This window comes from Rhodanobacter soli (genome assembly GCF_040548735.1).
In the GTDB taxonomy this organism is placed as follows: domain Bacteria; phylum Pseudomonadota; class Gammaproteobacteria; order Xanthomonadales; family Rhodanobacteraceae; genus Rhodanobacter; species Rhodanobacter soli_A.
In genome coordinates this window covers 1128143-1153796 of record NZ_JBEPSD010000001.1, presented here as the reverse complement: position 1 = coordinate 1153796, position 25654 = coordinate 1128143, and the positions used below count along the sequence as shown (strand labels likewise).

The following is a 25654-nucleotide window of genomic DNA, read 5'->3' as shown; positions in this document are numbered from 1 at the left end:
GGCGATGGAGAGGATTTCATGCGGGAGTTTCCCATGAACATCTGGCTCGCCGAAATCTGGCGCGCATGGCGTACCAGCTTGCGCAGGCCCGGCTTCCTGCTGCTGGCGAGCGGCGTACTGGCGCTGGGCGTGGGGGCCAGCGCGGTGGCGTTCAACCTGATCGACCAGGTGCTGCTCAAGCCCTTGCCGCTGCCGCAGGCATCGCGCCTGGTGGCCGTGGGCAAGCTGGTCCCCAGGTGGCCGCCGCGGGTTTCCACGCGGCAGTACGCGGCGCTGCAGGACCTGGATGGCGTGCGCTCGATCGGCCTGCTTGCATTCGCCACGCCGATCGTCAATATCGAGCGCGACGGCGTGCCGCAGCGGGTGGAGGCGACCTACGCCGACCACAACCTGCTGCCCACGCTCGGCATGCGGCCGCAGCTCGGGCGCAACTTCGCTGCGGGCGAGGACAGTCCGCACGGGCCGCCGGTCGTCATGCTCACCCACGATTTCTGGCAGCGCCAGTACGCGGGCAATCCGGCCGCAATCGGTCGGACGCTGAAAGTCGAAGGCACGCCGCACACTATCGTCGGCGTGTTGCCCGAGGCATTCGTTGCGGCGGGCACAGGCGGCGACATCGTGCTGCCGGCCATGCTGACGCCCGATGGTGCCGACGGCCAGCCCCTCTACCTCGCGATCGCACGCCTCGCCGATAGCGCAACTCCCGACGCGGTGGGTGCGCAGGTGGAAGCGCGACTGCAGGCGGACGCCGCCCGTTCCGCTGCAAACCGCGACAACCACGCCCGCTACGGTGCCAGCGACTACCACGCCGCCTTGCATGTGCAGGGCGCCCGTGTGCTGGTGCTGTTCCAGGCCAGCGCGCTGCTGGTGTTGCTGATCGCCCTGGTCAACGAGGCGAACCTGTTGCTGCTGCGAGCACTGGCGCGGCAGCGCGACACTGCGGTGCGCACGGCGCTGGGCGCGCAGCGCTGGCGCCCCGGTGCGCCGCTGCTCGCAGAAAGCCTGCTGGTGGGCCTGCTCGGCGCCGGCTTCGGCATCCTGCTGGCGCTGGCAGGCGTGGCGGTACTGCGCAGCATCATTCCGCCCGAGGCCATCGGCGGCGAGCTGCATCTGGGGACGCACACCTTGCTGCTGGTGGTGCTGGTGTCGCTGCTGGCGACGCTGGGGTCCGCGGTGCTGGGCCTGTGGCGGGCCCGCGCCATCGTTTCCTTCGACGAGTTGCGCGAGGGCGGCCGCAGCGGTGGCACGCGTTACCAGGGCCGGCTCAGCCGCGTGCTGGTGACCGCGCAAGTGACGCTGACGGTGGTGCTGCTGTGCGCCTGCGGGATCTTCCTGCGCAAGTCCTGGGACGATGCGCGCGCGCAGTGGGGTTTCGACTATGCCGACGTGGCGACGGTCGCGCTCGCCCCGGTGCAGGCCGACTACCCGGACGTGCAGGCGGTGACGGCCCTGTCGCAACGGCTCGTCGAGCGCATGCGCCAGCTGCCCGGCGTGCTTGACGCCGCAGCGTCCACCAGCCTGCCGCTGGACGGTTTCCTCGGCTCCTTCGGCGTCGCCGCGCACGCGCAGGGTGACGAGCCGACGTTCGTTCTCTATCGCGCCGTGGGCGCGGATTATTTCCGGCTGTTCGGCATCCGCCCGCAGCGTGGTCGGCTGTTCACGCCGGAGGACGGACGCGGCAGCGAAGCGGTGGCGGTCATCGGCCGGACCATGGCCGAGCGGATGTATGGCGGGCAGGCGCTGGGCCGGCAGGTGCAGATGGACGATACGGCCCATCCGGGCAAGCCGTGGACGGCGCGCATCGTGGGCGTGGTCGACGACACCTACCCGAGGCAGGCCTCTGGTTCGAGGCCCGCGGAACTTTACGTGCCGCTGGCGCAGATGCCCGATGCGCTCATGGCCGGCTTCCGCAGCATCGAATCGATGCATTTCGCCTTGCGCGTGCACGGCGATGTTGCCGGCTATGGCAAGGCGCTGAGCGAGATCGTCGCCGCGGTGGCGCCGCAGCAACCGGTCGCGCAGGTGCGCAGCATGCGCTCGATCGTCGCCGAGGCATCGGGTGGCGCGCGGACCGGCATCTGGATCTGCGGCGTGTTCGCGACGATGGCCTTGCTGCTCGCTGGAGCCGGCCTCTACGCGGTGATGTCGGTCGCGGTGGCGGCGCGCGAGCACGAGCTGGGCGTGCGCTCCGCCTTGGGCGCATCGCCTGCACGACTGGCCGCGCTGGTGCTGCGCGGCGGGATGGCCCAGATCGCGGTCGGCCTGGCGCTGGGGCTGGCCTTGGCGGCTGCCTTCCCGCGGGTGTTCGCGGCCTCGTTCGCGCAGCTCGGGTCGCATGCGATGTTCGGACCGTGGGTCGCGGGCGGTGTCTGCGTGCTGTTGCTGGCCTTCGGCCTGCTTGCCTGTCTCGCGCCCGCCGTGCGCGCGGGCCGGGTCCAACCGATGCGCGTCCTGCAGGGAGATTAGTCCATGGTTGTCATGCCGCAAGACGGGAAGCTCTTTCGCCGGCAAGTCGCCGACGGCTTGCACAGCAAGGTGGCCGCATGAGCATCTGGCTTGCCGAAATCCTTCGTGCCTGGCGCGCCAGCCTGCGTCGCCCCGGCTTCCTGCTGCTCGCCGGCGGCGTGCTGGCGCTGGGCATCGGCGCCAGCGTGGCGGTGTTCGTGCTGATCGCGAACACCTTGTGGCGACCGCTGCCGGCACCGCGGGCGGATCGGCTGGTGGTGATCGGTGCGCTGCACGACAACGGCCACGTCGGTGGCATCTCGCCGCACGAGTACCAGTCGCTGGGCTCTCCGGCGGGGCTGGCGTCGATGGGGCTGGTGCATTTCGGTACGGTAGTGAACATCGCGGGAGCGGGTGCGCCGGCGCAGGTGCCGTTGATCGAAATGGATCGCGGCCTGCTGCCCACGCTGGCACTGCGGCCCGTGCTGGGGCGCAACTTCAGCGCACAGGAGGATCGCTCGGACGGACCGAAGGCGGTGCTGCTGGGCCATGGCCTGTGGCAGCGCGCCTACGGCGGCGACCCCGGCGTGGTCGGTCGCACGCTGAAGGTGGAAGGCGTGACGCACACCATCGTGGGCGTGTTGCCGGCGGCGTTCAGCATCCTGCTGGGGCCGGGCGACGTGGTGCTGCCGACCGCGCTGCCGGCGGTGAGCCGCGATTACTACCACAACGGGCATGAGGCGATCGCGCGACTGGCGGAGGGTGTGGACATCGCCACCGCATCGGCGCAGGCGGATGCGGCCGAGCGCACGATGTTCCGCGACATGGGCATGGGCGGCAACTGGAAGAAGCCGCGCTTCGGGGCGGAAGGCTACGCCTCGGCCTTCCAGCAGGACACACGGCCGATGCTGCTGCTGTTCCTCACCAGCGCGGTGCTGGTGTCGCTGATCGCCCTGGTCAACCTGGCCAACCTGATGCTGTTGCGTGCGCTGGCGCGCCAGCACGATGTCGCGGTGCGGCATGCGTTGGGCGCGTCGCAGTGGCGGATCCTGCTGCCGGCGCTGGCCGAGGGCCTGCTCATCGGCGCCGTGGCGGCACTGGCCGGCATGGCGCTGGCCGCTGCAGGACTGGCCTTGTTGCGGGGGTCCATCCCCTCGTTGTGGCTGTGGGGCGGGCGCGTGCAGACGGGCGCCATGGCGTGGCAACTGGCCTTCGGCATGGGCTTGCTGGGCGCGGTGCTGGCGGCCGTGTTCGGCCTGCTGCGCAGTCGTGGCGCGGCGGGGGCGGAGGCCTTGCGCGAAGGCGGGCGCAGCGGCGCCGGCGTCCGCGGCGGTCGCCTGAGCCGCAGCCTGGTGGTGGCGCAGGTGAGCCTGGCGGCGATGCTGCTGTGCGCCGCGGGGGTGTTCATGCACGCCATCGGCGAGGCCTCGCGCCAACCGCTTGGCTACACGGAAGCCGGAGTGCTCACCTTCGAGTTGGCGCCCGTGAAAGGCCACTACCCGGACACGGCCTCGATGCTGGCCATGACCCGGCAACTGGTCGAACGCCTGCGCATGATCCCCGGTGTGACCGATGCCGCCGTGACTACCAACCTGCCCACCAGCGACGACCTCTTCGGCTCGTTCAACAACGGCATGCACACGCCCGAGGGCAATGAATTCGAAGCGCAGATGAAGGGCATCGACGCGGATTACTTCACGGTGTTCGGCATGGCCCTGCGCGAGGGGCGCGGTTTCACGCGCGAAGACAGACAGGGCGGCGCGCCGGTGGTGATCGTCAGCCAGGATCTGGCCGACCGATGGTATGGCGGGCATGCGCTGGGCAAAGAGCTGGATGTGGAAGTGAACGATGCGCCGCACCTGCCCGCGCGCATCGTCGGCGTGGTGGCCAGCACTTGGCAGCGTGGGCCTTTGCATCCGCTGCTGCCGGTGGTGTACCTGCCGCTGGTACAACTGCCCGCGCCGACGATGGCGATCTTCCGCGATCTGGAGCCTCTGCGCTTCGCCCTGCGCGGCCACGGCAATCCGGACGATTGGCGTGCCGGCGTGCGCGCGGCGGTGGCCGAAGTGGCGCCCGAGCAACCCATCGCCAAGCTGCGCAGCATGCGCAGCATCGTCGAGCGGACTACCGCCGACGCGCGCCTCAACCTGCTCCTGATCGGCGTGTTCGCCGCATTGGCCGTGCTGCTGGCCGCGGCCGGCTTGTACGCGGTGATGGCGGTGGCGGTCGCCGCGCGCGAGCGCGAATTCGGCGTGCGCATGGCCTTGGGTGCCGCACCGTCGCGGCTGTTGCGGCTGGTGCTGCGCGGCGGCTTGTGGCAGATCGCGCTGGGGTTGGCGCTGGGTGTTGCGATGGCGTGGCTGATGGCACGCGCGGTGTCGCAGGTACTGATGACGCTGATTGGTCGCAGTGGTGCGCTCGATCCGCTGGTGATGGTGGGCGTGGCGGTGGTGCTGGTTGCCGCCGGGTTGCTTGCCTGCCTGCTGCCGGCGCTGCGCGCGGCGAACGTGGCGCCGATGCGTGCCTTGAAGGGAGAGTGACGATGGTCGTGCGCGAATTTCGCGAAGCGTGGCGGCGGCTGGCGCGGCGGCGTGGCTATGCGCTGCTGTCGGTGGCGGTGCTGGGCGTGGGGCTGGGCATCGGCCTCCTGCTGGCGTGGCCGTGGTCGGGCCTGCTGGCCGATCCCGGCTTGCATACGCAGGCGCACGACATGCGGGTATTCGCGCCGGTACTGCTGACAGTGTTGCTGGTGGCGCTGATCGCCTCGCTGATGCCGCTGGCCCGTGCACTGCGCGTCGATCCCGCGATTGCCTTGCGCTACGAGTAGGAGCCCGCTCGTTTGAGGCCAATGAGAAAGCGAAAGCATCGCCCGCGAGCGGGCTCCTACTATGCTGCGATGGCTGCATGGACAGACGGAACCATATGACGCGCGAAACCAACCCCACCGTGCTGCTCGCCGACGACCAGGCCGACGTGCGCGAGGCGCTGCGCCTGCTGCTGAAGTCCGAGGGCATTGTCAGCGTCGGCGTGGACGGTCCGGCTGCGGCGCTGGAAGCCGTGCGCCAGCGCGATTTCAGCTGCGCGCTGGTCGACCTCAACTACACCCGCGACACCACGTCCGGCGAGGAGGGTTTGGTCCTGCTCGACCAGTTGCGTCAGCACGCGCCGGAGTTGCCGGTGGTGGTGATGACGGCGTGGGGCAACGTGCCGCTGGCGGTGGATGCACTGCGCCGCGGCGCCGGCGACTTCATCGAGAAGCCGTGGGACAACACGCGCCTGCTGAGCATCGTGCGCACGCAGATCGCGCTGGGCGAAGGCGCGCGGCGGCAGCGTCGGCTGGAGGCGGAGAACGCGCTGCTGCGCGGCGGCAGCGACGAACTGATCGCCGAATCGCCGGCGATGCGGCGGGTGATGGAGCTGGTGGCGCGGGTCGCGCCCAGCGACGCCAACGTGCTGGTGCTGGGCGAGAACGGCACCGGCAAGGGGGTCATTGCGCAGCAGCTGCACGCGCAGTCGCGACGCGCGGCGAAGGCGCTGGTCAAGGTCAACATGGGCGGCATCGCCGAGAACGTGTTCGAGTCGGAGATGTTCGGCCACGTGCGCGGCGCCTACACCGACGCCAAGAGCGAACGCATCGGCCGCTTCGAGCTGGCCGACGGCGGCACGCTGTTCCTCGATGAGGTAGGCAACGTGCCGCCGTCGCAGCAGCCGAAGCTGCTGCGCGTGCTGGAAGATGGCGAGTTCGAGCGGCTGGGTTCGTCGCGCACGCAGAACACCGATGTGCGGCTGGTCTCGGCGACCAATGCCGACCTCGCGGTCGAAGTGGAAGCGGGCCGGTTCCGCAAGGATCTGCTGTACCGCCTCAACACGCTGGAGGTCCGTTTGCCGCCGCTGCGCGAGCGCAGCGCCGACATCCTGCCGCTGGCGCGCAGCTTTCTGGAACGCAGCGCGGCGCGCTACGGCCGTCACGGTCTGCGCTTGGCGCCGTCGGCCGAGCGCGCGCTGCTGGCATGGCGCTGGCCGGGCAACGTGCGCGAACTGGGCCATCTGATGGAACGCGCCGCGCTGCTGGCCCAACACGACTTGATCAGCGACTCGGCGCTGGCGTTCGGCCCCGGTGCGGCGGGGGGGGGCATCCGTGCAGGACATCGACGGCATGACCATCGACCAGGCCGAGGCGCACCTGGTGCGGCGCGCGCTGGAGCGCCACGACGGCAACCTGCAGCATGCCGCCGACGCGCTCGGCATTACCCGCCAGACCTTGTACCGGCGCATGGAAAAATACGGGTTGCGCGATCCCTCGTCCGATGCCGACTGATTCCGCCCGCCGCAGCGGCCGCATGCCCGCCTTCGAGCGGCGCGTGCTGCTGGGTAATTGGCTGGTGGCCTTGCCGGCGCTGCTTGGCGTGGGCGGGCTGTTGCTGGCCGGCGTGCCCGAGCGCGCGCTGTGCTGGCTGCTGGCCGTCGCGGTCGTCGTGCCCACCGCGTTGATCGCGCGCTGGCAGCATCGGCGCGTGGTGTATCCGCTGTACACCCTGGCCGGCTTGCTGGAAGCGCTGCGCGAGGGCGACTACAGCATGCGCGGCGTGCAGGGCGGCGTGCTCGGCGATGCGATCTACGACATCAACGCACTGGCCGACCGCTTGCAGAAGGAGCGTTTGCAGTTCGAGGATTCCGCGCGCCTGCTCGGCAAGACGCTGGCTGCGCTGGACAGCGCCGTGCTGGTGTTCGACCACGACGCGCGGTTGCGCCTGCTCAATCCCGCCGCGCAGCGCCTGCTCGCCGGCGAGCGGCACGCGCTGATCGGCCGCCGTGCCGGCGAGCTGGAACTCGACGCGCTGCTGGCCGCGCCGTCGGCACAGGTGGTTCGGCACACATTCCCCGGCCGCAGCGGCCGTTTCGACATACGCCATGCGCCGCTGCGCAACGAAGGCCGCAGTGGCCGCTTGCTGGTGATCAACGACGTCGGCCGCGTGCTGCGCGAGGAAGAGCGTCAGGCCTGGCAACGCCTGCTGCGCGTGCTCGGCCACGAGGTCAACAACTCGCTGGCCTCGATCCACTCGCTGGCCGGTACGCTGGCCACCGTGATTGCGCGCGAGCCGTTGGCCGAGGACTGGCGCGAGGATGCGCGCGGCGGCCTGCAGGTGATCGGCAATCGTGCCGAGTCGCTGGCGCGCTTCCTGGCCGGCTACAGCCGGCTCGCCGCGCTGCCGCCGCCGCAAAAACGCGAGCTCGACCTGGCTACGCTGGTGCCAGCGGTGGCGCGGCTGGAACAGCGCCTGGCCGTGCAGGTGGAGGCGGGCGCACCGCTGCAGGTGCAGGCCGACCCCGACCAGCTCGAACAGGCGCTGATCAACCTGCTGCGCAATGCCGTCGAGGCGAGCCTTGCGACCGCCGGCCAGGTCATCATGCGCTGGCGCATCGAAGGCGAACGCGCTGTGATCGACGTGCTCGACGATGGTCCAGGCCTGCCCGGCAGCGACAACCTGTTCGTGCCGTTCTTCACGACCAAGCCGGGCGGCTCCGGCATCGGTCTCGCCCTGGTGCGACAGATCGCCGAAGCGCATGAAGGCGGTGTCAGCCTGAGTGCACGCGGCGACACCCCCGGCGCCGTGGCCCAACTCTGGCTGCCGCTGGAGTCCCCGTGACGCCGCTCCCACGGCGTCGGGTCAGGGCGCCATGTTTTCGTGCAATGCGGCGATGCGTTCATCGCGCGGCAGTCGTTTCCACGCCATCTCCAGCTTGAGCGCCGCGCTGCGGTCGGCGACCCAGACCCAGCCCAGCAGTTGCCGCGGCGGGTTGGAGCGGGTGAAACGGGCGCCCTTGCCGGCGAGGTGTTTCGCGTAGCGCTGTTCGGGGTCGCGGGTGATGCCGGTGTAGACGCGGCCGTCGGCGCATTCCAGCAGGTAGACGGCCCAGGCGTCGGCGCCGACGTCGCTCATGGGCTCAGGCCCACTCGACCAGGCCTTCGGCCTCGCACACGCGTTTCCACGACGGGCGCGCCTTCAGTCGCGCGGCCAGCGCGGCCAGCTGCGGCCATGCCGTCGCCGGGCGCGGCATGTTGCGCGACCAGCGCATCAGCATCAGCGCGTACAGGTCCACCATGCCGAACGTGTCGCCCAGCATGTACGGGCCGTGCGCGGCCAGCTGCGCATCGATGTGCGACCAGCACTTCTCGATGCCGATGCGCGCCGCTTCCTTGATGCTGTCGGCGGCGCCGGGCAGGTGGTCGCCGGGATAGAACCACTGGCGGAACAGCGGCTGCAGCGAGTTGGCCAGGTACAGCATCCACTGCAGGTAATCGGCGCGTTGCGCGCTGCCGGTGGCGGGTGCCAACGCGGCTTCGGCGTGCCGCTCGGCCAGCAGCATCGCCAGTGCCGCCGCCTCGCCGTGCGGCACGCCGTCGATCACCAGGGTCGGCACCACGCCGTTCGGATTCAGCGTCAGGTAGGCCGCGCTGCGTTGCTGGCCGGCGTCCAGGTCGACCCGCTCCAGCGTGTGCGGCGCGCCGATCTCGAGCAGGGCCAGGTGCACCAGCAGGTTGGCCGAACCGGGGGCGTAGTAGAGCGTGTACATGGCGATCATCCGCAAGGGCAATCCACGGATGATACGCCGCCATGTCGGCATCCCGGCGACGCGACGGCCGAAGGTCAGCCGTCCAGTTCCGCCCAGCGTGCATAGGCCGCGTCGAGTTCGGCTTGCAGCGCCACCAGGGCTTCGTTCGCCTTGACGATGGCGGCGCCGTCCTGCTGGAAGAAGGTTGGCTCGGCCATCGCGGCAGTGCGCGCGGCGATGTCGCCTTCCAGCTGCTCGATGCGTTTCGGCAGCTGTTCCAGTTCGTGCTGTTCCTTGAAGCTGCGCTTGCGCTTTGCCGCAACAGGCGCCGCAGGTGCCGGAACCGGCGCGGCGGATTTGCCGGTGGCAGGGGTGCTGCGCGCGTCGGGGCGCTGGCGCAGCCAGTCCGTATAGCCGCCCACGTACTCGCCGATCTGGCCTTCGCCTTCCAGCACCAGCGTGCTGGACACGACGTTGTCGAGGAAGGCACGATCGTGCGAGACCAGCAGCAGGGTGCCCTGGTAGTCGGTCAGCAGTTCTTCCAGCAGCTCCAGCGTCTCGACGTCCAGATCGTTGGTCGGTTCATCCATGACCAGCAAGTTCGACGGCTGCGCGAACAGCTTGGCCAGCAGCAGGCGGTTGCGCTCGCCGCCGGACAGGCGGGTGATCGGCGCGCGCGCGCGGTCGGGCGAGAACAGGAAGTCCTGCAGGTAGCCGATGATGTGCTTGCGCTGGCCGTTGAGCTCGATGTACTCGCGGCCCTCGGCCACGTTGTCCAGTGCATTGAGCTTGTCGTTGAGCTGCAGGCGATGCTGGTCGAAGTAGGCGACCTGGATGCCGGTGCCCAGCTCGGCCGTGCCGCGCAGCGGGGTCAGCTCGCCCAGCATGATCTTCAGCAGGGTGCTCTTGCCGGCGCCGTTGGGGCCGATGATGCCGATGCGGTCGCCGCGCATGATCGTGGTGGAGAGATCCTCGATCAGCACGCGTCCGCCATAGGCCTGGTGCACGTGCTGCAGGTCGATCACCTTCTTGCCCGAGGCCTGCGCGTTCGCCGCATTCATCTTGACGTTGCCGCTCAGGTTGCGCCGCTCGGCGCGCTCGTTGCGCAGCGCCTTCAGCGCGCGCACGCGGCCCTCGTTGCGGGTGCGCCGGGCCTTGATGCCCTGGCGGATCCACACTTCCTCCTGCGCCAGCTTCTTGTCGAACAGCGCGTTCGCCTGTGCTTCGGCGTGCAGGCGTTCCTCGCGGCGGCGCAGGTAATTGTCGTAATCGCCGGGCCAGTCGGTAAGCGCGCCGCGGTCGATCTCGACGATGCGGGTGGCCAGCGCGCGCAGGAAGCTGCGGTCATGGGTGACGAACAGGATGCTGCCGGCGAACTGCTTGAGGAAGGTTTCCAGCCAGCCGATCGCCTCGATGTCGAGATGGTTGGTCGGCTCGTCCAGCAGCAGCACGTCGGGCTTGCGCACCAGCGCCTGGGCCAGCAGCACGCGGCGCTTCATGCCGCCGGACAGGGCGGCGAAGTCGGTGTCGCCCGGCAGTTCCAGCTGGGTCAGCACGTCGCTCACGCGGCGGTCCAGGTCCCAGCCGTGTTGCGCCTCGATCTGGTGCTGCACATCGCCGAGCGTGTCGAAGTCGCCCTCGGCCAGCAGGTGGTGGTAGCGGGCGAGCAGGCGACCGAGATCGCCCAGCCCTTCGGCGACCACGTCGAACACGCTGCCGGCTGTGCCATGCGGCACTTCCTGCGCCATCCGCGCCACCACGACGCCGTTCTGGATGCGCACCTCGCCGTCGTCGGCCTGCAGCTCGCCGGCGATCAGCTTCATCAGGGTGGATTTGCCTTCGCCGTTGCGACCGACGATGCACACCCGCTCGTTCGCCTCGATCGACAGATCGACATGTTCGAGCAGGAGTGGGCCGCCGATGCTGAAGTCGACGCGTTGCAATTGGATAAGAGACATCCGCCCATTGTAGCTGGTGCGGCAGGTATCGCTGCGTCTGGAGTCCGCTTCGCAAGACGGGTGAAAAACAAAACGGGCCGCACAGGGCGGCCCGTTTCGCTTGCGGCGTTGTGACGCCGGCTTACTTCAGCTTCGCATCCTTGCGCAGCGCCTCGGCGCGGTCGGTCTTTTCCCACGAGAACGCGGTGAAGGCCTTGTCGTCCGGACCCTTCATCTGGTGCGGGGTGCGGCCGAAGTGGCCGTAGCTGGCGGTCTGCTGGTACATCGGGTGGATCAGGTCGAGCATCTGCAGGATGCCGTACGGACGCAGGTCGAAGTGCTTGCGGATCAGCTTCTCGATCTTCTCGTCGCTGATCTTGCCGGTGCCGAAGGTGGTGACCGAGATCGAGGTGGGATGGGCCACGCCGATCGCGTAGCTCACCTGCACCTCGCAGCGGTCGGCGATGCCGGCGGCCACGATGTTCTTGGCCACGTAGCGCGCGGCGTAGGCGGCCGAACGGTCGACCTTGGACGGGTCCTTGCCGGAGAACGCACCGCCACCGTGACGGGCCCAGCCGCCGTAGGTGTCCACGATGATCTTGCGGCCGGTCAGGCCGCAGTCGCCCACCGGGCCGCCGATCACGAACTTGCCGGTCGGGTTGATGTGGAACTTGGTGCCCTTGTGCAGCAGCTTGGCCGGCAGCACCGGCTTGAGGATGGTCTCGCGCACGGCCTCGATCAGGTCTTTCTGCTTCACGTCCGGATCGTGCTGGGTCGACAGCACCACGGCGTCGATCGCCGTTGCCACACCGTGCTCGTAGCGCAGGGTGACCTGGCTCTTGGCATCCGGGCGCAGCCACGGCAGCGGCGAGTTCTTCCGCTTGCGGACCTTCGCCTGCTGCTCGACCAGGCGGTGCGAGTAGTAGATCGCCGCCGGCATGAAGTCCTTCGTCTCGTTGGTGGCGTAGCCGAACATCAGGCCCTGGTCGCCCGCGCCCTGTTCTTCCGGCTTCTTGCGGTCCACGCCCTGGTTGATGTCCGGCGACTGCTTGCCGATCAGGTTGATCACGCCGCAGGTGGCGCCGTCGAAGCCGACGTCGCTGGAGTCGTAACCGATGTCGAGGATCACCTTGCGGGTGATCGCCTCGAGGTCGATCCACGCATTGGTGGTGATTTCGCCGGCGACGATCGCCACGCCGGTCTTGACCATGGTTTCGCAGGCCACGCGGGCGCGCGGATCCTGCGCGATGATCGCGTCGAGCACGGCATCGGAGATCTGGTCGGCGACTTTGTCCGGATGGCCTTCGGAGACCGATTCGGAGGTGAACAGGTAGTTGGACATCGCGGTTTATATCCCTTCGTACGGATAGAAAGATAAATGAAGTCGGGCATCATACATCCCCGCCCCCGGTTTTGCAGCCCGCCGTCGTTCAGCTTGCCCGGGGGTTGCCGCGCATTCAGCCGTATGGACGGCTGTTCCGGTTTTCGCCTGCATCAGGCGGCCAGGCGCTCGCCGCTGGCCAGCGCGGCGAAATAGTCGCGGGTCAGGCGCAACTGTTCGCTGGCGGTTTCGGCGCGGTTGACCACCTGCCGGAACGCGGCGTTCTCGGGACGGTCCTTCGCGTACCAGCCCAGGTGCTTGCGCGCGATGCGCACGCCGGCCGGTTCGCCGTAGAACGCGTGCAGGTGTTCGAGGTGGCCGAGCAGGATCGCGGCGACTTCGGCCGGTTCCGGTTCGGGCAGCAGTTCGCCGGTGGCGAGGTAGTGGGCGATCTCGCGGAAGATCCACGGCCGGCCCTGGGCGCCGCGGCCGATCATCACCGCGTCGGCGCCGGTGACGGCAAGCACGTGCTTCGCCTGCTGCGGGGTGCAGACGTCGCCGTTGGCCAGCACCGGGATGCGCACGGCGGCCTTCACCGCGGCGATGGTGGCGTACTCGGCCTCGCCTTCGTACTTGTCGGCGCGGGTACGGCCGTGCACGGCCAGCGCGGCGATGCCGGCGTCCTCGGCGATGCGCGCGATGTTCAGCGCATTCCTGTTGTCGCGGTTCCAGCCGGTGCGGATCTTCAGCGTCACCGGCACGTCCACCGCGTCCACCACCGCCTTCACGATGCGTGCCACCAGCGGCTCGTCCTGCAGCAGCGCGGAGCCGGACCACACGTTGCACACCTTCTTGGCCGGGCAACCCATGTTGATGTCGATGAGCTGCGCGCCGTTGGCGACGTTGAAGCGTGCCGCCTCGGCCAGCATCGCGGGATCGTAGCCGGCGATCTGCACGCTGACCGGCTCGGGTTCGCCGGCGTGGTCCATCCGGCGCAGCGACTTGCGCGTCTGCCACAGGGTCGGGTCGGCGGTGGTCATCTCGGACACGGCCAGGCCCGCGCCGAGCCGCTTGCACAGCAGGCGGAACGGCTTGTCGGTGACACCCGCCATCGGGGCGAGCACCAGCGGCGGGTCGATCAGGTAAGGGCCGATTTGCATCCGCCCATTGTAAGTGAATCGCGGGAACCGACGTGCCGTCGGCTTCCGGGATCGCTTATCGGCGGTGGCGCCGTTGGCGCGTGCGCCAGAACAGGAACCCGGTCACCAGGAAGAATGGCGGCAGCAGGCCGCACAGCAGCACCAGCAGCTTCCCGGCCAGGCCGCCCACGCTGCCGGCGTGCAGCGGATAAACCGCGTTGCTGATGCGCGCGCCGGTGCCCTCGGCGGTGGCGTCGACGGCGCCCAGCACCTGGGCCTGGTAAGGATCGAGCCACACCTGGCTGCGCCCGACCGGATGCCATTCGCCCGGCGCCCGTGCGCGGATCGTCACGCGGCCGTCGTTGGCCGAGGGCAGCGCGATGCGGCGCAACTCGGCGCCCGGCAGCGCGTGCTGCGCGGCGTCGAGTACCGCCGCCCAGTCGATCGCCTGCGGGCGCGGTGCGATGCGGGCCGGCGTCGGCGTGGCCGGCGCGTCCGCGAACAGCGTCTGCAAGACGTGTCGGGTGCCTGCGCTGTAGACCATCAAGGTGCCGGTCAAGGTCACCAGCAGCAGCAACGGCAGGCTGAGCGCGCCGATGCTGCGATGCCAGCTGACCCAGCGCCGTGCCGGTGGCTGCGTATGGATGCGCAGGCTGCCGCGCAGATTCCGCCGGCCCGGCCACCACAGCCACACGCCGGAAAGCAGCAGTCCCAGCGTGAGCCAGCCGAGCACGCCCAGCACGGCCTCGCCGGTTTTCCCCGCGAGCAGGTGGGTGTGCCAGTCGCGCAGGGTCAGCAACAGGTCGCTGCCGGGTGCGCGCGTCAGCAGCAGGCTGCCGTCGGAGGGATCGAGATAGCGCCGTGAGCCGTCGGAAAAATACAGCTGCCATACCGGCAGCTCGGCGGTCGGCAGATCGGCGCTGCGCAGTCCCCTGGACGGCCATTCGTGCGTGATGCGCGTCAGCACGGCCGCGTGCGCGGCGGCGTCGGGCAACGCATGCGCGGCCAGCGGCGGGTGCAGCAGGCGCAGCAGCGGACCCTGCAGCACCAGCACGCTGCCGCTGAGCGCGATCAGCGCGTAGACCAGCCCCACGCTGAGGCCGACCCACAGATGCAGGCGCTTGAGCCAGTACCGCACGGCGCCGGCACGGCGGACGGATGCCTCGATCGTGGTCGCGGAGGCGGACACTTCAGAAGGCCTGCTGCCAGGTCAGCGAGACCACGCGGCCGCGGCCGGCGAAGTACGAATCGTCGTCGCCGACGGTCTGCGCGACGTAGTTGATGTATTGCTCGTTGGCGAGGTTCTGCACGCCCAGGGTCCAGTCGCCGGCGCTGTCGGTGTGCCACTTCAGGTAGGCGTCGGCGGTGCTGTAGCCGTCGAAGTGCGCGCTGCGCCGGCCCAGCGTGGCGAAGTCGCGGCTGTAGGCGTGGCTCAGCTGCAGGTAGCTCGACCAGGCGTCGTTCCAGCGCTGCGTCCACGACAGGTTGAGCCGGTTCGGCGCGATGTTGGCGCCGTCGAGGTCGGAGTCGACCTGGCCGTCGCCGTTGCGGTCCGAGCGGCCGCGGTTGATCGCGAAGGAGGCGTCCAGGCGGGTGCCGTCGAACGGCTGCCAGTTCGCGCGCGCTTCCCAGCCGCTGATCGCGGTGCGCTGGCGCATCACGTTGTAGACCTGGTTCGGCGCGTCGAACACCAGTACCGAGCCCAGCCGCGAGCGCGAGACGTAGTAGCTCACCCGGGCGCCCGCGCGGTCGCCGGCGTACTCGGCGCCCGCTTCACGGTTGTCCGAGACCACCGGTTTCAGGTCGAGGAAGCTGGCCACGTCCTGGCCCGGCTTGTTGATCGCGCGCAGCACGCGGCCCACGTCGGGCAGGGTGTAGCCCTCGGCGTAGCTGGCGAACAGGTTGATCCGGCCGGTGAGGTACCAGACCGCGCCGAGGTTCGGCAGCGTCTTGCTGAAGCGGGTGGAGCCGCCCTGCACGGTGACGCCGTTGTAAGCGGCCAGCGTCTGGAAGGTGGGCACGTCCAGCGTGCCGTGCTCGTGGCGCAGGCCGCCGGACAGCGACAGCGACTCGAGCGGCCAGTACTCGGCCTGCAGGAACGGTGCCCAGCCGGTGTAGGTACTGTCCGGCACCCAGTGGCGGCCGGTGTGGGTCAGTTCCTGGAAGGTACGGTCGCGGTAACCGTCGGCGCCGGCCAGCACGGTGAGCTTGCCGTCGAGCAGGCCGCGCCGCGCCCACGACAGCCGCGCGCCGTCCTTGGTTGAGACGTTCTGCGACTGGTCGAAGACGTTCGGACCGTAGGCCGGGTCCTGGAAGGTGGCGAAGCGGCCGCCGCCGAACAGTTCGCGGTTCTTCTGGTGATACAGCTGCGCGCGCAGTTCGCCGCCGGCCAGCGCCGGGTCGCGGTAGTCGAGGCTGCTGGTCAGCACGCGGTTGCGCGGCGCATCGCCGGGTTGTTTGCCGTGGACCGAGGTGGTCGGCAGGTTGCTTGCCATGTCGCCCGGCACAGCGGTGTAGTCGCCGTTGCCTTGCAGGTCGAAACGATTGACCGTCAGCTGCAGCCGGCGCGCGCCGGCGAAATCGTAGCCGAGCTTGGCGAAGCCGTCCGTGCTGCGCGAATCCATCAGGTCGCCCTGGGTGCCGTCGACGCCGATCAGCCGCCCCTTCGCGTCGGAGTACATGCCGCGCTTGCGCCACGACGCGCCGGCGACCAAGTCGAAGGCGCCGCTGCGCAGGCCCAGCAGGTACGCCGCGCCGTAGCCCAGGCCGTTCGCGCCGCGGGTCGGTGCGCTGGTGTTGACCGTGACTTCCTGGCGCACGCCGTCCTGCTTCGGCGCCTGCTTGGTGATGATGTTGATGATGCCGCCGGCGGCGCCGAGGCCCTGCATCGAGTTGGACCCCTCGACGATCTCGATGCGCTCGATCATTGCCGGGTCGATCGTGTAAGCATCGCGCGAACCGTTGCGCAGCGGGCTCGATTGCGGCACGCCGTCGATCATGTACAGCGGGTTGCGCCCGCGCAGGGTCTGCCCGCGCGAGCTGAGCTTCTGCGTCGAGGGGGCGAACGAAGGCAGCAGGTTGCCGATGGCGTCGGAGAGGTCCGGATTGATCGCGAGCTGCTGACGCAGGTCCTCGGCGGTGATCACCGTGATCGTGGTCGGCAGCGCGCCCTGGCTCTGCGGCATGCGCAGCGTGCTTTCGGAAACCTCGATGCGCCTGAGCTCGACGGCGTCCTTCTGGTCGGCGGCATGGGCGACGCCGGCGCAGGCGAACACGATGGCAAGGGCGAGCGGGCGAGCGGGGAACGACATGAAGGCCTCCAAGTTGAGGAGGCGCATGTTAAATGAAAATGATTCGCAATAACAATCATTCCGCCGAACCGACCGGCCCGGCGGAGCGCGATGCCGGGCTCAGCCGTGCAGCGGTCCGCCCGCCGGCAGCGTCGCGACGCGCACGTGCCTGTGCTTGAAGAAGATCGCGAACAGCACCGCCACCACCAGCGAGTACAGCGCGAAGGTGGTCCAGATGCCGTGCCAGTCCTTGCTGCCGTCGGCGTGGGTGAACCAGAGGTCGATGATCACGCCACTGATCGAGCTGCCCAGGATCGCGCCGATGCCGTTCGTCATCAGCATGAACAGGCCCTGCGCGCTGGCGCGGATCGCCGGGTCGCTCTGCTCCTCGACGAACAGCTGGCCGGAGATGTTGAAGAAGTCGAACGCCATGCCGTACACGATGCACGACAGCACGATCATCCAAAGGCCGGGGCCCGGGTCGCCATAGGCGAACAGGCCGAAGCGCAGCACCCACGCGACCATGCTGATCAGCATCACCGTCTTGATGCCGAAGCGCTTGAAGAAGAACGGGATGGCGAGGATGAACAGCGTTTCGGACACCTGCGAAATCGACATGATGATCGCCGGGTAGCGCACGGCGAGCATGCCCTTGTACGCGTCGACCTTGGCGAAGTCGTGCAGGAACGTGTCGCCGTAGGCGTTGGTCAGCTGCAGCGCCGCGCCCAGCAGCATGGCGAAGATGAAGAAGATCGCCATCTTGCTGTTCTTGAACAGCGCGAACGAGGTCAGCCCCAGCGTATCCAGCCACGAGGTATGGGCCTGTCCACGCAGGCGCGGCGGACACTTCGGCAGGGTGAACGCATACAGGCCCAGCAGGAGCGCCGCGCCGGAGGCCACGTAGAACTGGCCGCCGGAGGTTTCCAGATGCAGCAGGCTCACCATCCACATCGCGGCGATGAAACCGATCGTGCCCCACACGCGGATCGGCGGGAATACCAGCACCACGTCGGCACCGTCGGTCTTCAACGCGTTGAACGCCACCGCGATCGCCAGCGAGATCGTCGGCATGTAGCACATCATGTTGAGCAGCATCACCCAGAACAGGGTGGCCGGATTGTCGATCATCGGCACGATGAACAACACGATGGCGCCACTGATGTGCAGCAGGCCGTAAAGCTTCTCCGCGTTGAGCCACTTGTCCGCGATCACGCCCATCAGCGAGGGCATGAACAGCGAGGCGATGCCCATGGTCGAGAAGATCGCGCCGAACTGCGCGCCGGACCAGTGCCGGTACTGGAACCAGTAGGCGCCGATGGTGATCAGCCACGCGCCCCACACGAAAAACTGCAGAAAATTCATCGCCACGAGGCGGAGCTTGATGCTCATCGGCCGGTATCCAGCATGTCGGGTTCCCCAGGAGAGGCCGAGGGAACTGCCCCGTGGCCGTGAAGCCCGGGCAGGTTAGATGAATCGGCAGGCGGGCGGCAAGGCGCGCTGCGGCGCCCGCTCAGTCCGCTGCATGCAGCGCCGCGGCCACGCGTTCGCGCAGCACCGGCAGCAGTTCGGTCTCGAACCACGGGTTGCGCGCCAGCCACAGCCGATTGCGCGGGCTGGGATGCGGCAGCGGCAGGCGGCCGTGGGCGAGATGGTCGCGCCATGCCTGCACGGTGTCGGTGAGGCGCGTGCCGCGCGCCACGCCGAGCAGGCCGGCCTGCGCGTACTGGCCGATCACCAGGGTCAGTTGCACCTGCTTCAGCAGCGGCAGCAGGCGCGGATGCCAGGCCGGCGCACATTCGGGTCGCGGCGGCAGGTCGCCGCCGCGACCGGTGCCGGGGAAACAGAAACCCATCGGCACGATCGCGACGCGGCCGGTGTCGTAGAACATGGCCTTGTCGATCCCCAGCCAGTCGCGCAGCCGGTCGCCGCTGGGGTCGTTGAACGGAATGCCGGTCTCGTGCACCTTGCGCCCCGGTGCCTGGCTGACGATCAGCAGCCGCGACGTCGCCGATGCCTGCAGCACCGGTCGTGGTCCCAGCGGCAGATGCGCCGCGCAGATCCGGCACGCGCGGATCTCGCCGAGCAGTTCATCCACCCGGTCACCCTTGGTCATGGCGTTCTCCGATGTCCGTCCATCAAGGCAGCAACTTGCCCGGATTGAGGATACCGTCGGGGTCGAAGGCGGCCTTGACGTTGCGCATCAGCTCCAGCGTGGCCGGCTCCAGTGCCAGCGGCATGAATTCGCGCTTGACCATGCCGATGCCGTGTTCGCCCGACAGCGTGCCCTCAAGCGAGAGCACCAGCGCGAACACGTCGGCGAGGCAGGCGTGTGCGCGCTCGCGTTCGGCGTCGTCGCGTGGCAGCAGGTTCACGTGCAGGTTGCCATTGCCGGCGTGGCCGAAGCTGACGATCAGCACATCGTGTTTCGCCGACAATAGCCTGATGCCGTCGACCAGCGCGGGCAGGTGGCTGACCGGCACCACCACGTCTTCGTTGATCTTGTGCGGCGAGATGGTGCGCTGCGCCGGTGACAATGCCTTGCGTGCGGCCCACAGCGCGCGGGTTTCCTCGGCGGTTTCGGCGACGCGAAGTTCTTCCAGACCGTCGCCGCGCGCCGCTGCCGACACCGCGTCGACCGCCGAAGGCAGCGTGGCCGGCTCGCCGTCCACCTCGATCATCAGCATCGCGCCGGCCAACGGCACGCGGTCGCCGCCATGATCGTGCGCGAGCTTCAGCGCCGCGTCGTCGATGAATTCCAGCGCGCACGGCGTCACCGGCTGCGCCATGATCCGCGCCACCGCGCGCGCCGCCGCGCCGACATCGCGATAAGTCGCGCGCAGCGTGCGCACCGCCGACGGTTTCGGCGTGAGTTTCAGGGTGGCTTCGGTGATCAGCGCCAGCGTGCCTTCCGAACCGATCAGCAGGCGGGTCAGGTCGTAGCCTGTCGCGCCTTTGCTGGTGTAAGTGCCGCAGCGGAAACCTTCGCCGCTGCCGGCCACGGCGCGCAGGCCCAGCGTGTTCTCGCGCGGACTGCCGTATTTCACCGTGCGTGGTCCCGCCGAGTTGCAGGCGAGGTTGCCGCCGATGCTGCACCAGGGCGCCGAGGAGGGATCGGGTGGCCAGAAGAAGCCATGGGCGGCAAGCGCCTGCTGCAAGTCGCCGTTCAATACACCAGGCTCGACCACCGCGAGGCGGTTGTCCGGATCGATACGCAGGATCCGGTTCATCCGTTCGAAACTCACCACCACGCCACCCGCCACCGGCACCGTGGCGCCGGTGGTGTTGCTGCCGCGCCCGCGTGCGATCACCGGTACCTCGTGCGCACGACAGGCCTGCACCAGCGCCTCGACCTGGGCGTGCTCCGTGGGAAACACCACCGCGTCGGGCAGCGCCTGCCGGCGCGAATTGTCGTACGAGTAGGCGATCCGCTCCGCTTCGCCGGTGGCGAGTGCGTCGATGGGGAAGATCTCGCGCAGGCGGAAGAGCAGTTCGGCAGGCAGGTGCATCGGCAAAGCGTAATCCACTCGCGGGGAAAATTTGCTGCGCCAGATCAGCCGGGTCGGCTCAGCCGGCCTCGAATGCGCCGCGCAGCCAATCGCGCCGGATGGCATCGGGCGGGCCGTCGTAGCTGACCACGTCGAAGCGGCAACTGCGCCGCGCGTGTTGCGGGTGCGCGGCCAGCCAGTGCTGCGCGGCGAGGATCAGTTTCGCCTGCTTGGCCGCGGTGACCGAAGTGGCGGCGTCGCCGTGGCTGGCGCTTCGGCGATAGCGCACTTCGACGAACACCACGCTGTCGCCGTCGCGCATCACCAGGTCCAGCTCGCCGTGGCGGGTGGTGTAGTTGCGTGCCAGCAGCTTCAGGCCGGCGCGCTCGAGTTCGCCGCAGGCGCGCTGTTCGAAGCCGTCGCCGGCGACGCGCATCAGTCCGCCGCGGGCTGGAAGGTCCCGCCCGACGAGGAGCCCGCCGGCGATGGCTCGGTCGTGGCCGGAGGCGCGTTCGACGGCACGTCGTCCATCTGCAGGCTGCCGCCCAGCGGGCGCGCCAGGCCGTTCTGGAATTGCGCCCAGATCAGCACGCGGCGTACGCGGCCGAACTGGTCGGCGGCGAGCTGGCCGCTGGCGCCGGGCACGTAGCTGCCCGGGTGCGCGCGCAGCCAGTCGAGGTAGGGCACCAGGTTCCACGCATCCATGCCGAACGCGAACAGCCGCGCCGCGCCTCCGCGGGCCGCCGGCAGGCGTGCGGCGACCCCGTCACGGTTCGGCAGGCCCGGCTGGGCATCGAACAGCCACGGCGCATCGCAGAACTCGACGCCGTCCAGGTCGCGATTGGCGGCGACGTCGTCGCTGCCTTCATAGACGTGCGAGGTGGCGAACACCGGCAGGTTCACCTGTGCAATGCGCAACTGCGGCAGCAGCACACGCGCTTGCGCCGGACGCATGCTGATGAAGATGCCGGCATCGTTCACGACGCCGTTTTCGGCGGGAGCGGCGGTGCCGCTGGCGGCGGGTGCGGAAGCGGCGGGCGCGGTAGGAAGCTTCAGCCCGGTGATGATGTTGGCGTAGCTGGTGACACCCGGCGGCAGGGTGATCATGCCGGCGAGCTGGCCGCCACGCGCCGCCAGTTCGGCCTTGAAGGCCCCGGCCGCGCGCTGCGCAAAATCGTCGGTGGAGACCAGCACGTAGACCTGGCGCAGGCCGCGCTCGACCATGTGGTCGGCGGCCTGGGCACCTTCGGTTTCCGGCAGCAGGCCGAATTCGCTGGCATCGGTCGCCGGCAGCTGCTTGTCGTCGGGATGGTTCAATGCCAGCACCGGCACCGGCAGTTGCGCCTGGCTGAACACCGCGGCGACTTCGCCGCGGGTCAGCGGGCCGACCACCAGCCGGGCGCCATCGCTGACTGCCTGCTGGTACGCCTTGACCGCGCCGTCGGCGGTGCCCTGGCTGTCGTAGACGCGCACCGACGGACGCGGCGCGTGGTTGCGCCCGGCGTCGAGATAGGCCGCGAAGAAGCCTTCGCGGATCGCCGTGCTTGCCGCGGCGTAATTGCCGTCGTTGGGCAGTAGCAGGGCAACCTGGGCGGGCACCTTGTAACCTTCGCGCACATTCGCGTCGGCGCCGGGCAGCAGGGTGCCGACCGGCTGCTGAAGGTCCGGCGGCGGTTGCGCCACGGCGACGCCGAGCTGGCTCAGCGCTTCGTTCACCCATGGCAGCATGCGGTCGCCGCGTTGCATCGCGGCGGCGCGCTGCTTGAGCGAGTCGACGCCGACCTGGTTGAGCAGTTCGAGGATCTGCTGGCGGTTCTGGGTGTGGTCGAAACCGCTCAATTGGCCGTCCATCTGCACGCGGGTTCGTGCGGCGCCCCAGCGGTCGCCGCTGGCGGCCATGGCGCGGGCACGCCATTCCAGCAGGCGCAGTTGCAGTGCGGGCGGCGCCACCACGTTCGGTTGCGTGGTGAGCCGCAGCGCGGTGGCGGCGTCGTGTCGACCGAGCGCGAGCTCGGCCAGCAGCAGGTCGAAGCGGAGCGGCTCGTCACCGCTCAGACGCTGGCGCTTGATGGTGTCCAGCACCGGGGCGGCGCGATCGAGTTGACCTTCCTCGCGCCAGGCCTCGGCGGCGAGCAGGCGGTAGCTGTCGGCGTGGCCGCGCGATTGTGCAGCCAGTGCCAGCCATGCCTGGGCGGCCTGGTCGAACTGGCCCTGCCGGGACAGCGCCTCGGCGCTTTGCGCGGCGGCGAGTTCGGCCGGCGAGCGCGGTGCATTCGCCGGCACGCAGGCGGCCAGCGCCAGTGAAAACAGCAGTCCGATCGCGGCGACGCGCGAGAGGCGCATGAAGCGCATGGGAAATCCCTTGTTCGTCATGGTCGTCAATGCGCGATCATAGCGGATCGACTTGCCGGCTTACGGCGCAGGAGTTCTCAGATGTCATCTGTTCAGCCAGGCTGCCTGTGGGTGGTGGCTACCCCCATCGGTCATCGTGATGACCTGTCCGCCCGCGCGATCGAAACCTTGCGCGCGGTGGCGGTGATCGCCGCCGAGGACACCCGGCACAGCCGGCCGCTGCTGGTGCATCACAACATCGACACGCCGCTGATCGCGCTGCACGACTACAACGAGCGCGATGCGGTGGAGGCGATCGTGCGCCGGATGCAGGGCGGTGATGCGGTGGCGCTGATTTCCGATGCGGGCACGCCGCTGATCAGTGATCCGGGTTTCCGGCTGGTGCGTGCCGCGCGCGCGGCCGGCATCCGCTGCATTCCGGTGCCGGGTGCCTGCGCGGCGATTGCGGCGCTGTCGGTGGCCGGCCTGCCCAGCGACCGTTTCGTGTTCGAAGGCTTCCTGCCGCCGAAAGCCGCCGCACGGCGCAGCCGGCTGCAGGAGCTGGCGGGCGACGCGCGCACGCTCATCTTCTATGAGTCGTCGCATCGGGTCGGCGAGAGCCTGGCCGACATGCGCGACGTGTTCGGCGCCGACCGCGAGGCGGTGCTGGCACGCGAACTGACCAAGCTGTTCGAGACCGTGCTGGGCGCGCCGCTGGCGGAACTGGCGGCGCGCGTCGTCGCCGATCCCGACCAGCAGCGCGGCGAGCATGTGATCCTGGTCGCGGGGCGCGGCGAGGAAGCGGACGCGAAGCTGGCCGAGGGGCAACGCGTCTTCGCGATCCTGCGCGAGGAGCTGCCGCCGGCGAAGGCGGCGAAGCTGGCGGCGGCGATCAGCGGCGCGCCGCGCAAATCTCTCTACGAGGGCGAGAAGTGAGTGGAGAGGAGTGAGAAGTGAGGTAGGCAAACATGCATGCAGCGACTTTTCTCTCGTTTCTCACTCCTCTTCACTCACTCCTGTATTCTTCTCCATGGAGTCGGCCGGACAGTCGCGTCGCGCGCAAGCGCATCGAGGAAAGTCCGGGCTCCGCAGGGCAGAGTGCCAGGTAACTCCTGGGCAGCGTGAGCTGACGGCCAGTGCAACAGAGAGCAGACCGCCGATGGCCCGCAAGGGCACAGGTAAGGGTGAAAGGGTGCGGTAAGAGCGCACCGCGTACGGGGCCAACGCCGTACGGCACGGTAAACCCCACTCGGAGCAAGACCAAATAGGGGAACGATAACGCGGCCCGCGTTGTTCCCGGGTAGGTTGCTGGAGCCAGGCGGCGACGCCTGGCCGAGAGGAATGACTGTCGCGTCGCAAGACGTACAGAACCCGGCTTACAGGCCGACTCCACCTCTTTCGTGCCTTCCTTCACCACCGCGATTCGTCGTCGCCGTGGTGAGGGAGGCGTCTGTGTGAACGGTGATTCATCCCCGAGTGGCCTCACGGCGCCGATTCGGCCGGATTTCACCCGGTTTGGGCGCAAAGCAGCGCATTTGAATTTATAAAAAATTCCCTGCTTTCAAACACCTTGCCCGCGTTCCTGAGAATATGCTGCATGTACGGTCAGCATTCTGCCTTTACTCCTTGATTCACAAGCGAAATTCCCTTGACAGTCTCATGGGGCGAGATTATCGTGGGCCTCAGTGTGAAATTGTGGGTTTTAGTGGAGTCTGCTGATCGTGTTTCAGGGCGAAACCGCCATCACCATCGACGACAAGGGTCGCCTGACCATTCCGACGGCATATCGGGAGCAGGTGGCGGGCGAGTGCGCCAATCGTCTGGTGATCACCTACAACCCGTTCGAGCCGGGTTGCCTGTGGCTGTTTCCGCATGGCGAGTGGGAGCAGGTACGCGACCAGGTGAACGCCTTGCCCAAGGTCAAGGCCGCCCATCGCGACATGCAGATGAAGCTGGTGGGTGCCGCTGCGGTGGTCGAGCCTGACGGCGCGGCGCGGGTTCTGCTGCCGGCAAGCCAGCGCGCCGCGGCGGGCATCGAGAAGAAGGCGGTGTTGCTGGGCATGGGCAACAAGTTCGAGCTGTGGAGCGAACAGGCCCACCTGGCCAAGATCCGCCAGGTCATCGGCGAGGACGACATCACGGAACACATGGCGGATCTTCGCCTTTAACCGGCAACGGTGAGGCAGTCGAATTTGGCGGGACGGGAGCGGGAGTGCGGCATGGCCGAGCAGCAGTTGCGGCACATCCCGGTGATGCTGGGTGAAGCAGTGGAGGGACTCGCCGTGCAGGCTGGCGGGCGCTATCTCGATGGAACCTTCGGTCGCGGCGGTCACGCCCGCGCGGTTCTGTCGCGCCTTGGCCCCGACGGCCGCCTGCTGCTGATGGATCGCGATCCCGCTGCGATCGCCGCAGCCCGGGCCGAATTCGCCGGCGATCCGCGCGTCGCGATCCGGCATGCAAATTTCTCCAGCCTGGCCGAGTGGGACGAGACCGCGGCCGGCCTCGACGGCGTGCTGCTCGACCTCGGCGTGTCCTCGCCACAGCTGGACGAGGCCGCGCGCGGCTTCAGTTTCATGGCCGATGCGCCGCTGGACATGCGCATGGACACCACCCAGGGCGAAAGCGCCGCGGATTTCCTGGCCCAGGCCAGCGAGCGCGAGATCGCCGACGTGCTGTGGAATTACGGCGAAGAGCGCCACAGCCGGCGCATCGCCCGCGCCATCGTGGCCGACCGCGACGCCACCCCGTTCACCCGTACCGGCCAGCTGGCCGCGCTGATCGAGCGCGTGGCGGGCCGGCGCGAGCCGGGCAAGCATCCGGCCACGCGCAGCTTCCAGGCGCTGCGCATCCGCGTGAACGGCGAGCTGGACGCCCTGCAGCAGGGGCTGGACGCGGCGCTGGAACGGCTCAAGCCCGGTGGGCGGCTGGCGGTGATCAGCTTCCACTCGCTGGAAGACCGCGCGGTGAAGCTGTTCATCCGCGATCACTCCGGCCGCGTGCAGAACAGCCGCCGCGGGCCGCCGGTGCAGGCCGCCCCGGCGCGGCTGGCAGCGGTCGGCAAGGCGCAGTTCCCGTCCGACGCCGAGCTGGCGGTGAACCCGCGTGCGCGCTCGGCCGTGCTGCGCGTGGCGGAGAAGTTGTCATGAAGGCG

Annotated in this window: 20 protein-coding genes and 1 other RNA gene; 9 read left to right on the top strand and 12 right to left on the bottom strand. The window is 69.0% G+C overall.

The window, feature by feature from the left end:
• Positions 1 to 33 precede the first annotated feature (33 nt).
• From ABIE04_RS05425 to ABIE04_RS05400, 5 genes are all read left to right on the top strand, one after another.
• Complete coding sequence (locus tag ABIE04_RS05425) at positions 34 to 2466, top strand: ABC transporter permease (protein ID WP_354547545.1); 2433 nt, start codon at positions 34 to 36, stop codon at positions 2464 to 2466.
• A gap of 77 nt (positions 2467 to 2543) precedes the next feature.
• Positions 2544 to 4985: an ABC transporter permease gene (locus ABIE04_RS05420; protein WP_354547544.1), complete on the top strand. Its 2442-nt coding sequence runs from the start codon at positions 2544 to 2546 to the stop codon at positions 4983 to 4985.
• 2 nt (positions 4986 to 4987) lie between these two features.
• A complete protein-coding gene (locus tag ABIE04_RS05415) occupies positions 4988 to 5272 on the top strand; it encodes a hypothetical protein (protein WP_354547543.1) in 285 nt (94 codons plus the stop codon).
• Between the two features lie 95 nt (positions 5273 to 5367).
• A complete protein-coding gene (locus ABIE04_RS17745) occupies positions 5368 to 6936 on the top strand; it encodes a sigma-54-dependent transcriptional regulator (RefSeq protein ID WP_436410353.1) in 1569 nt (522 codons plus the stop codon).
• Positions 6828 to 8093 carry a sensor histidine kinase gene (locus ABIE04_RS05400; protein ID WP_436410372.1) on the top strand — a complete coding sequence of 422 codons (1266 nt, stop codon included), beginning with the start codon at positions 6828 to 6830 and terminating at the stop codon, positions 8091 to 8093. The genes ABIE04_RS17745 and ABIE04_RS05400 overlap by 109 nt, the downstream gene beginning before the upstream one ends.
• Positions 8094 to 8114: 21 nt before the next feature.
• On the opposite strand, the gene ABIE04_RS05395 is transcribed toward ABIE04_RS05400, so the two are convergent.
• From ABIE04_RS05395 to ABIE04_RS05340, 12 genes are all read right to left on the bottom strand, one after another.
• The gene (locus ABIE04_RS05395; RefSeq protein WP_354547541.1) at positions 8115 to 8387 is read right to left on the bottom strand and encodes a GIY-YIG nuclease family protein; all 273 of its coding nucleotides are present in this window, start codon (positions 8385 to 8387) and stop codon (positions 8115 to 8117) included.
• A gap of 4 nt (positions 8388 to 8391) precedes the next feature.
• The gene (locus ABIE04_RS05390; protein ID WP_354547540.1) at positions 8392 to 9021 is read right to left on the bottom strand and encodes a glutathione S-transferase family protein; all 630 of its coding nucleotides are present in this window, start codon (positions 9019 to 9021) and stop codon (positions 8392 to 8394) included.
• A gap of 74 nt (positions 9022 to 9095) precedes the next feature.
• The gene (locus tag ABIE04_RS05385) at positions 9096 to 10958 is read right to left on the bottom strand and encodes an ATP-binding cassette domain-containing protein (RefSeq protein WP_354547539.1); all 1863 of its coding nucleotides are present in this window, start codon (positions 10956 to 10958) and stop codon (positions 9096 to 9098) included.
• A gap of 121 nt (positions 10959 to 11079) precedes the next feature.
• Positions 11080 to 12279: a methionine adenosyltransferase gene (gene metK, locus ABIE04_RS05380; RefSeq protein ID WP_354547538.1), complete on the bottom strand. Its 1200-nt coding sequence runs from the start codon at positions 12277 to 12279 to the stop codon at positions 11080 to 11082.
• Positions 12280 to 12431: 152 nt separating this feature from the next.
• A complete protein-coding gene (gene dusB, locus ABIE04_RS05375) occupies positions 12432 to 13418 on the bottom strand; it encodes a tRNA dihydrouridine synthase DusB (protein WP_354547537.1) in 987 nt (328 codons plus the stop codon).
• Positions 13419 to 13473: 55 nt separating this feature from the next.
• Positions 13474 to 14586 carry a PepSY-associated TM helix domain-containing protein gene (locus tag ABIE04_RS05370; RefSeq protein WP_354547536.1) on the bottom strand — a complete coding sequence of 371 codons (1113 nt, stop codon included), beginning with the start codon at positions 14584 to 14586 and terminating at the stop codon, positions 13474 to 13476.
• Between the two features lies 1 nt (position 14587).
• On the bottom strand, positions 14588 to 16708 hold the full coding sequence (locus tag ABIE04_RS05365; protein WP_354547535.1) for a TonB-dependent receptor: 2121 nt from the start codon (positions 16706 to 16708) through the stop codon (positions 14588 to 14590).
• Between the two features lie 99 nt (positions 16709 to 16807).
• Positions 16808 to 18076: a nucleoside permease gene (locus tag ABIE04_RS05360; RefSeq protein WP_354547534.1), complete on the bottom strand. Its 1269-nt coding sequence runs from the start codon at positions 18074 to 18076 to the stop codon at positions 16808 to 16810.
• Positions 18077 to 18197: 121 nt separating this feature from the next.
• Positions 18198 to 18800, bottom strand: coding sequence for a uracil-DNA glycosylase family protein (locus ABIE04_RS05355; protein ID WP_354547533.1), 603 nt, complete (start codon positions 18798 to 18800; stop codon positions 18198 to 18200).
• Positions 18801 to 18822: 22 nt separating this feature from the next.
• A complete protein-coding gene (locus ABIE04_RS05350) occupies positions 18823 to 20193 on the bottom strand; it encodes an FAD-binding oxidoreductase (protein WP_354547532.1) in 1371 nt (456 codons plus the stop codon).
• 58 nt (positions 20194 to 20251) lie between these two features.
• Positions 20252 to 20608 carry a YraN family protein gene (locus tag ABIE04_RS05345; protein WP_354547531.1) on the bottom strand — a complete coding sequence of 119 codons (357 nt, stop codon included), beginning with the start codon at positions 20606 to 20608 and terminating at the stop codon, positions 20252 to 20254.
• Positions 20608 to 22524 (bottom strand): penicillin-binding protein activator, encoded by a 1917-nt coding sequence (locus ABIE04_RS05340; protein WP_354547530.1) that lies wholly within the window; start codon positions 22522 to 22524, stop codon positions 20608 to 20610. Before ABIE04_RS05340 ends, ABIE04_RS05345 begins: the two co-directional genes overlap by 1 nt.
• Before the next feature lie 81 nt (positions 22525 to 22605).
• Here ABIE04_RS05340 and rsmI point away from each other — a divergent pair, with 81 nt between their 5' ends.
• The 4 genes from rsmI to rsmH all read left to right on the top strand — a co-directional run bounded on the left by rsmI (position 22606) and on the right by rsmH (position 25649).
• Positions 22606 to 23439, top strand: a complete 834-nt coding sequence (gene rsmI, locus ABIE04_RS05335) for a 16S rRNA (cytidine(1402)-2'-O)-methyltransferase (protein WP_354547529.1) — start codon at positions 22606 to 22608, stop codon at positions 23437 to 23439.
• Between the two features lie 96 nt (positions 23440 to 23535).
• Positions 23536 to 23898, top strand: an RNA gene (rnpB, locus tag ABIE04_RS05330) — RNase P RNA component class A.
• Positions 23899 to 24224: 326 nt separating this feature from the next.
• Positions 24225 to 24671, top strand: coding sequence for a division/cell wall cluster transcriptional repressor MraZ (gene mraZ, locus ABIE04_RS05325; protein ID WP_436410352.1), 447 nt, complete (start codon positions 24225 to 24227; stop codon positions 24669 to 24671).
• A gap of 51 nt (positions 24672 to 24722) precedes the next feature.
• A complete protein-coding gene (gene rsmH / locus ABIE04_RS05320) occupies positions 24723 to 25649 on the top strand; it encodes a 16S rRNA (cytosine(1402)-N(4))-methyltransferase RsmH (RefSeq protein ID WP_354547528.1) in 927 nt (308 codons plus the stop codon).
• Positions 25650 to 25654: the final 5 nt, after the last annotated feature.

Bases quoted from the DNA above. Each gene is read 5' to 3' on its own strand.
- ABIE04_RS05425 (WP_354547545.1), top strand. From the start codon at position 34: ATGAACATCTGGCTCGCCGAAATCTGGCGCGCATGGCGTACCAGCTTG.
- ABIE04_RS05420 (WP_354547544.1), top strand. From the start codon at position 2,544: ATGAGCATCTGGCTTGCCGAAATCCTTCGTGCCTGGCGCGCCAGCCTG.
- ABIE04_RS05415 (WP_354547543.1), top strand. From the start codon at position 4,988: ATGGTCGTGCGCGAATTTCGCGAAGCGTGGCGGCGGCTGGCGCGGCGG.
- ABIE04_RS17745 (WP_436410353.1), top strand. From the start codon at position 5,368: ATGACGCGCGAAACCAACCCCACCGTGCTGCTCGCCGACGACCAGGCC.
- ABIE04_RS05395 (WP_354547541.1), bottom strand. From the start codon at position 8,387: ATGAGCGACGTCGGCGCCGACGCCTGGGCCGTCTACCTGCTGGAATGC.
- ABIE04_RS05390 (WP_354547540.1), bottom strand. From the start codon at position 9,021: ATGTACACGCTCTACTACGCCCCCGGTTCGGCCAACCTGCTGGTGCAC.
- ABIE04_RS05385 (WP_354547539.1), bottom strand. From the start codon at position 10,958: ATGTCTCTTATCCAATTGCAACGCGTCGACTTCAGCATCGGCGGCCCA.
- metK (WP_354547538.1), bottom strand. From the start codon at position 12,279: ATGTCCAACTACCTGTTCACCTCCGAATCGGTCTCCGAAGGCCATCCG.
- dusB (WP_354547537.1), bottom strand. From the start codon at position 13,418: ATGCAAATCGGCCCTTACCTGATCGACCCGCCGCTGGTGCTCGCCCCG.
- ABIE04_RS05365 (WP_354547535.1), bottom strand. From the start codon at position 16,708: ATGTCGTTCCCCGCTCGCCCGCTCGCCCTTGCCATCGTGTTCGCCTGC.
- ABIE04_RS05360 (WP_354547534.1), bottom strand. From the start codon at position 18,076: ATGAGCATCAAGCTCCGCCTCGTGGCGATGAATTTTCTGCAGTTTTTC.
- ABIE04_RS05355 (WP_354547533.1), bottom strand. From the start codon at position 18,800: ATGACCAAGGGTGACCGGGTGGATGAACTGCTCGGCGAGATCCGCGCG.
- ABIE04_RS05350 (WP_354547532.1), bottom strand. From the start codon at position 20,193: ATGCACCTGCCTGCCGAACTGCTCTTCCGCCTGCGCGAGATCTTCCCC.
- ABIE04_RS05345 (WP_354547531.1), bottom strand. From the start codon at position 20,608: ATGCGCGTCGCCGGCGACGGCTTCGAACAGCGCGCCTGCGGCGAACTC.
- ABIE04_RS05340 (WP_354547530.1), bottom strand. From the start codon at position 22,524: ATGCGCTTCATGCGCCTCTCGCGCGTCGCCGCGATCGGACTGCTGTTT.
- rsmI (WP_354547529.1), top strand. From the start codon at position 22,606: ATGTCATCTGTTCAGCCAGGCTGCCTGTGGGTGGTGGCTACCCCCATC.
- rsmH (WP_354547528.1), top strand. From the start codon at position 24,723: ATGGCCGAGCAGCAGTTGCGGCACATCCCGGTGATGCTGGGTGAAGCA.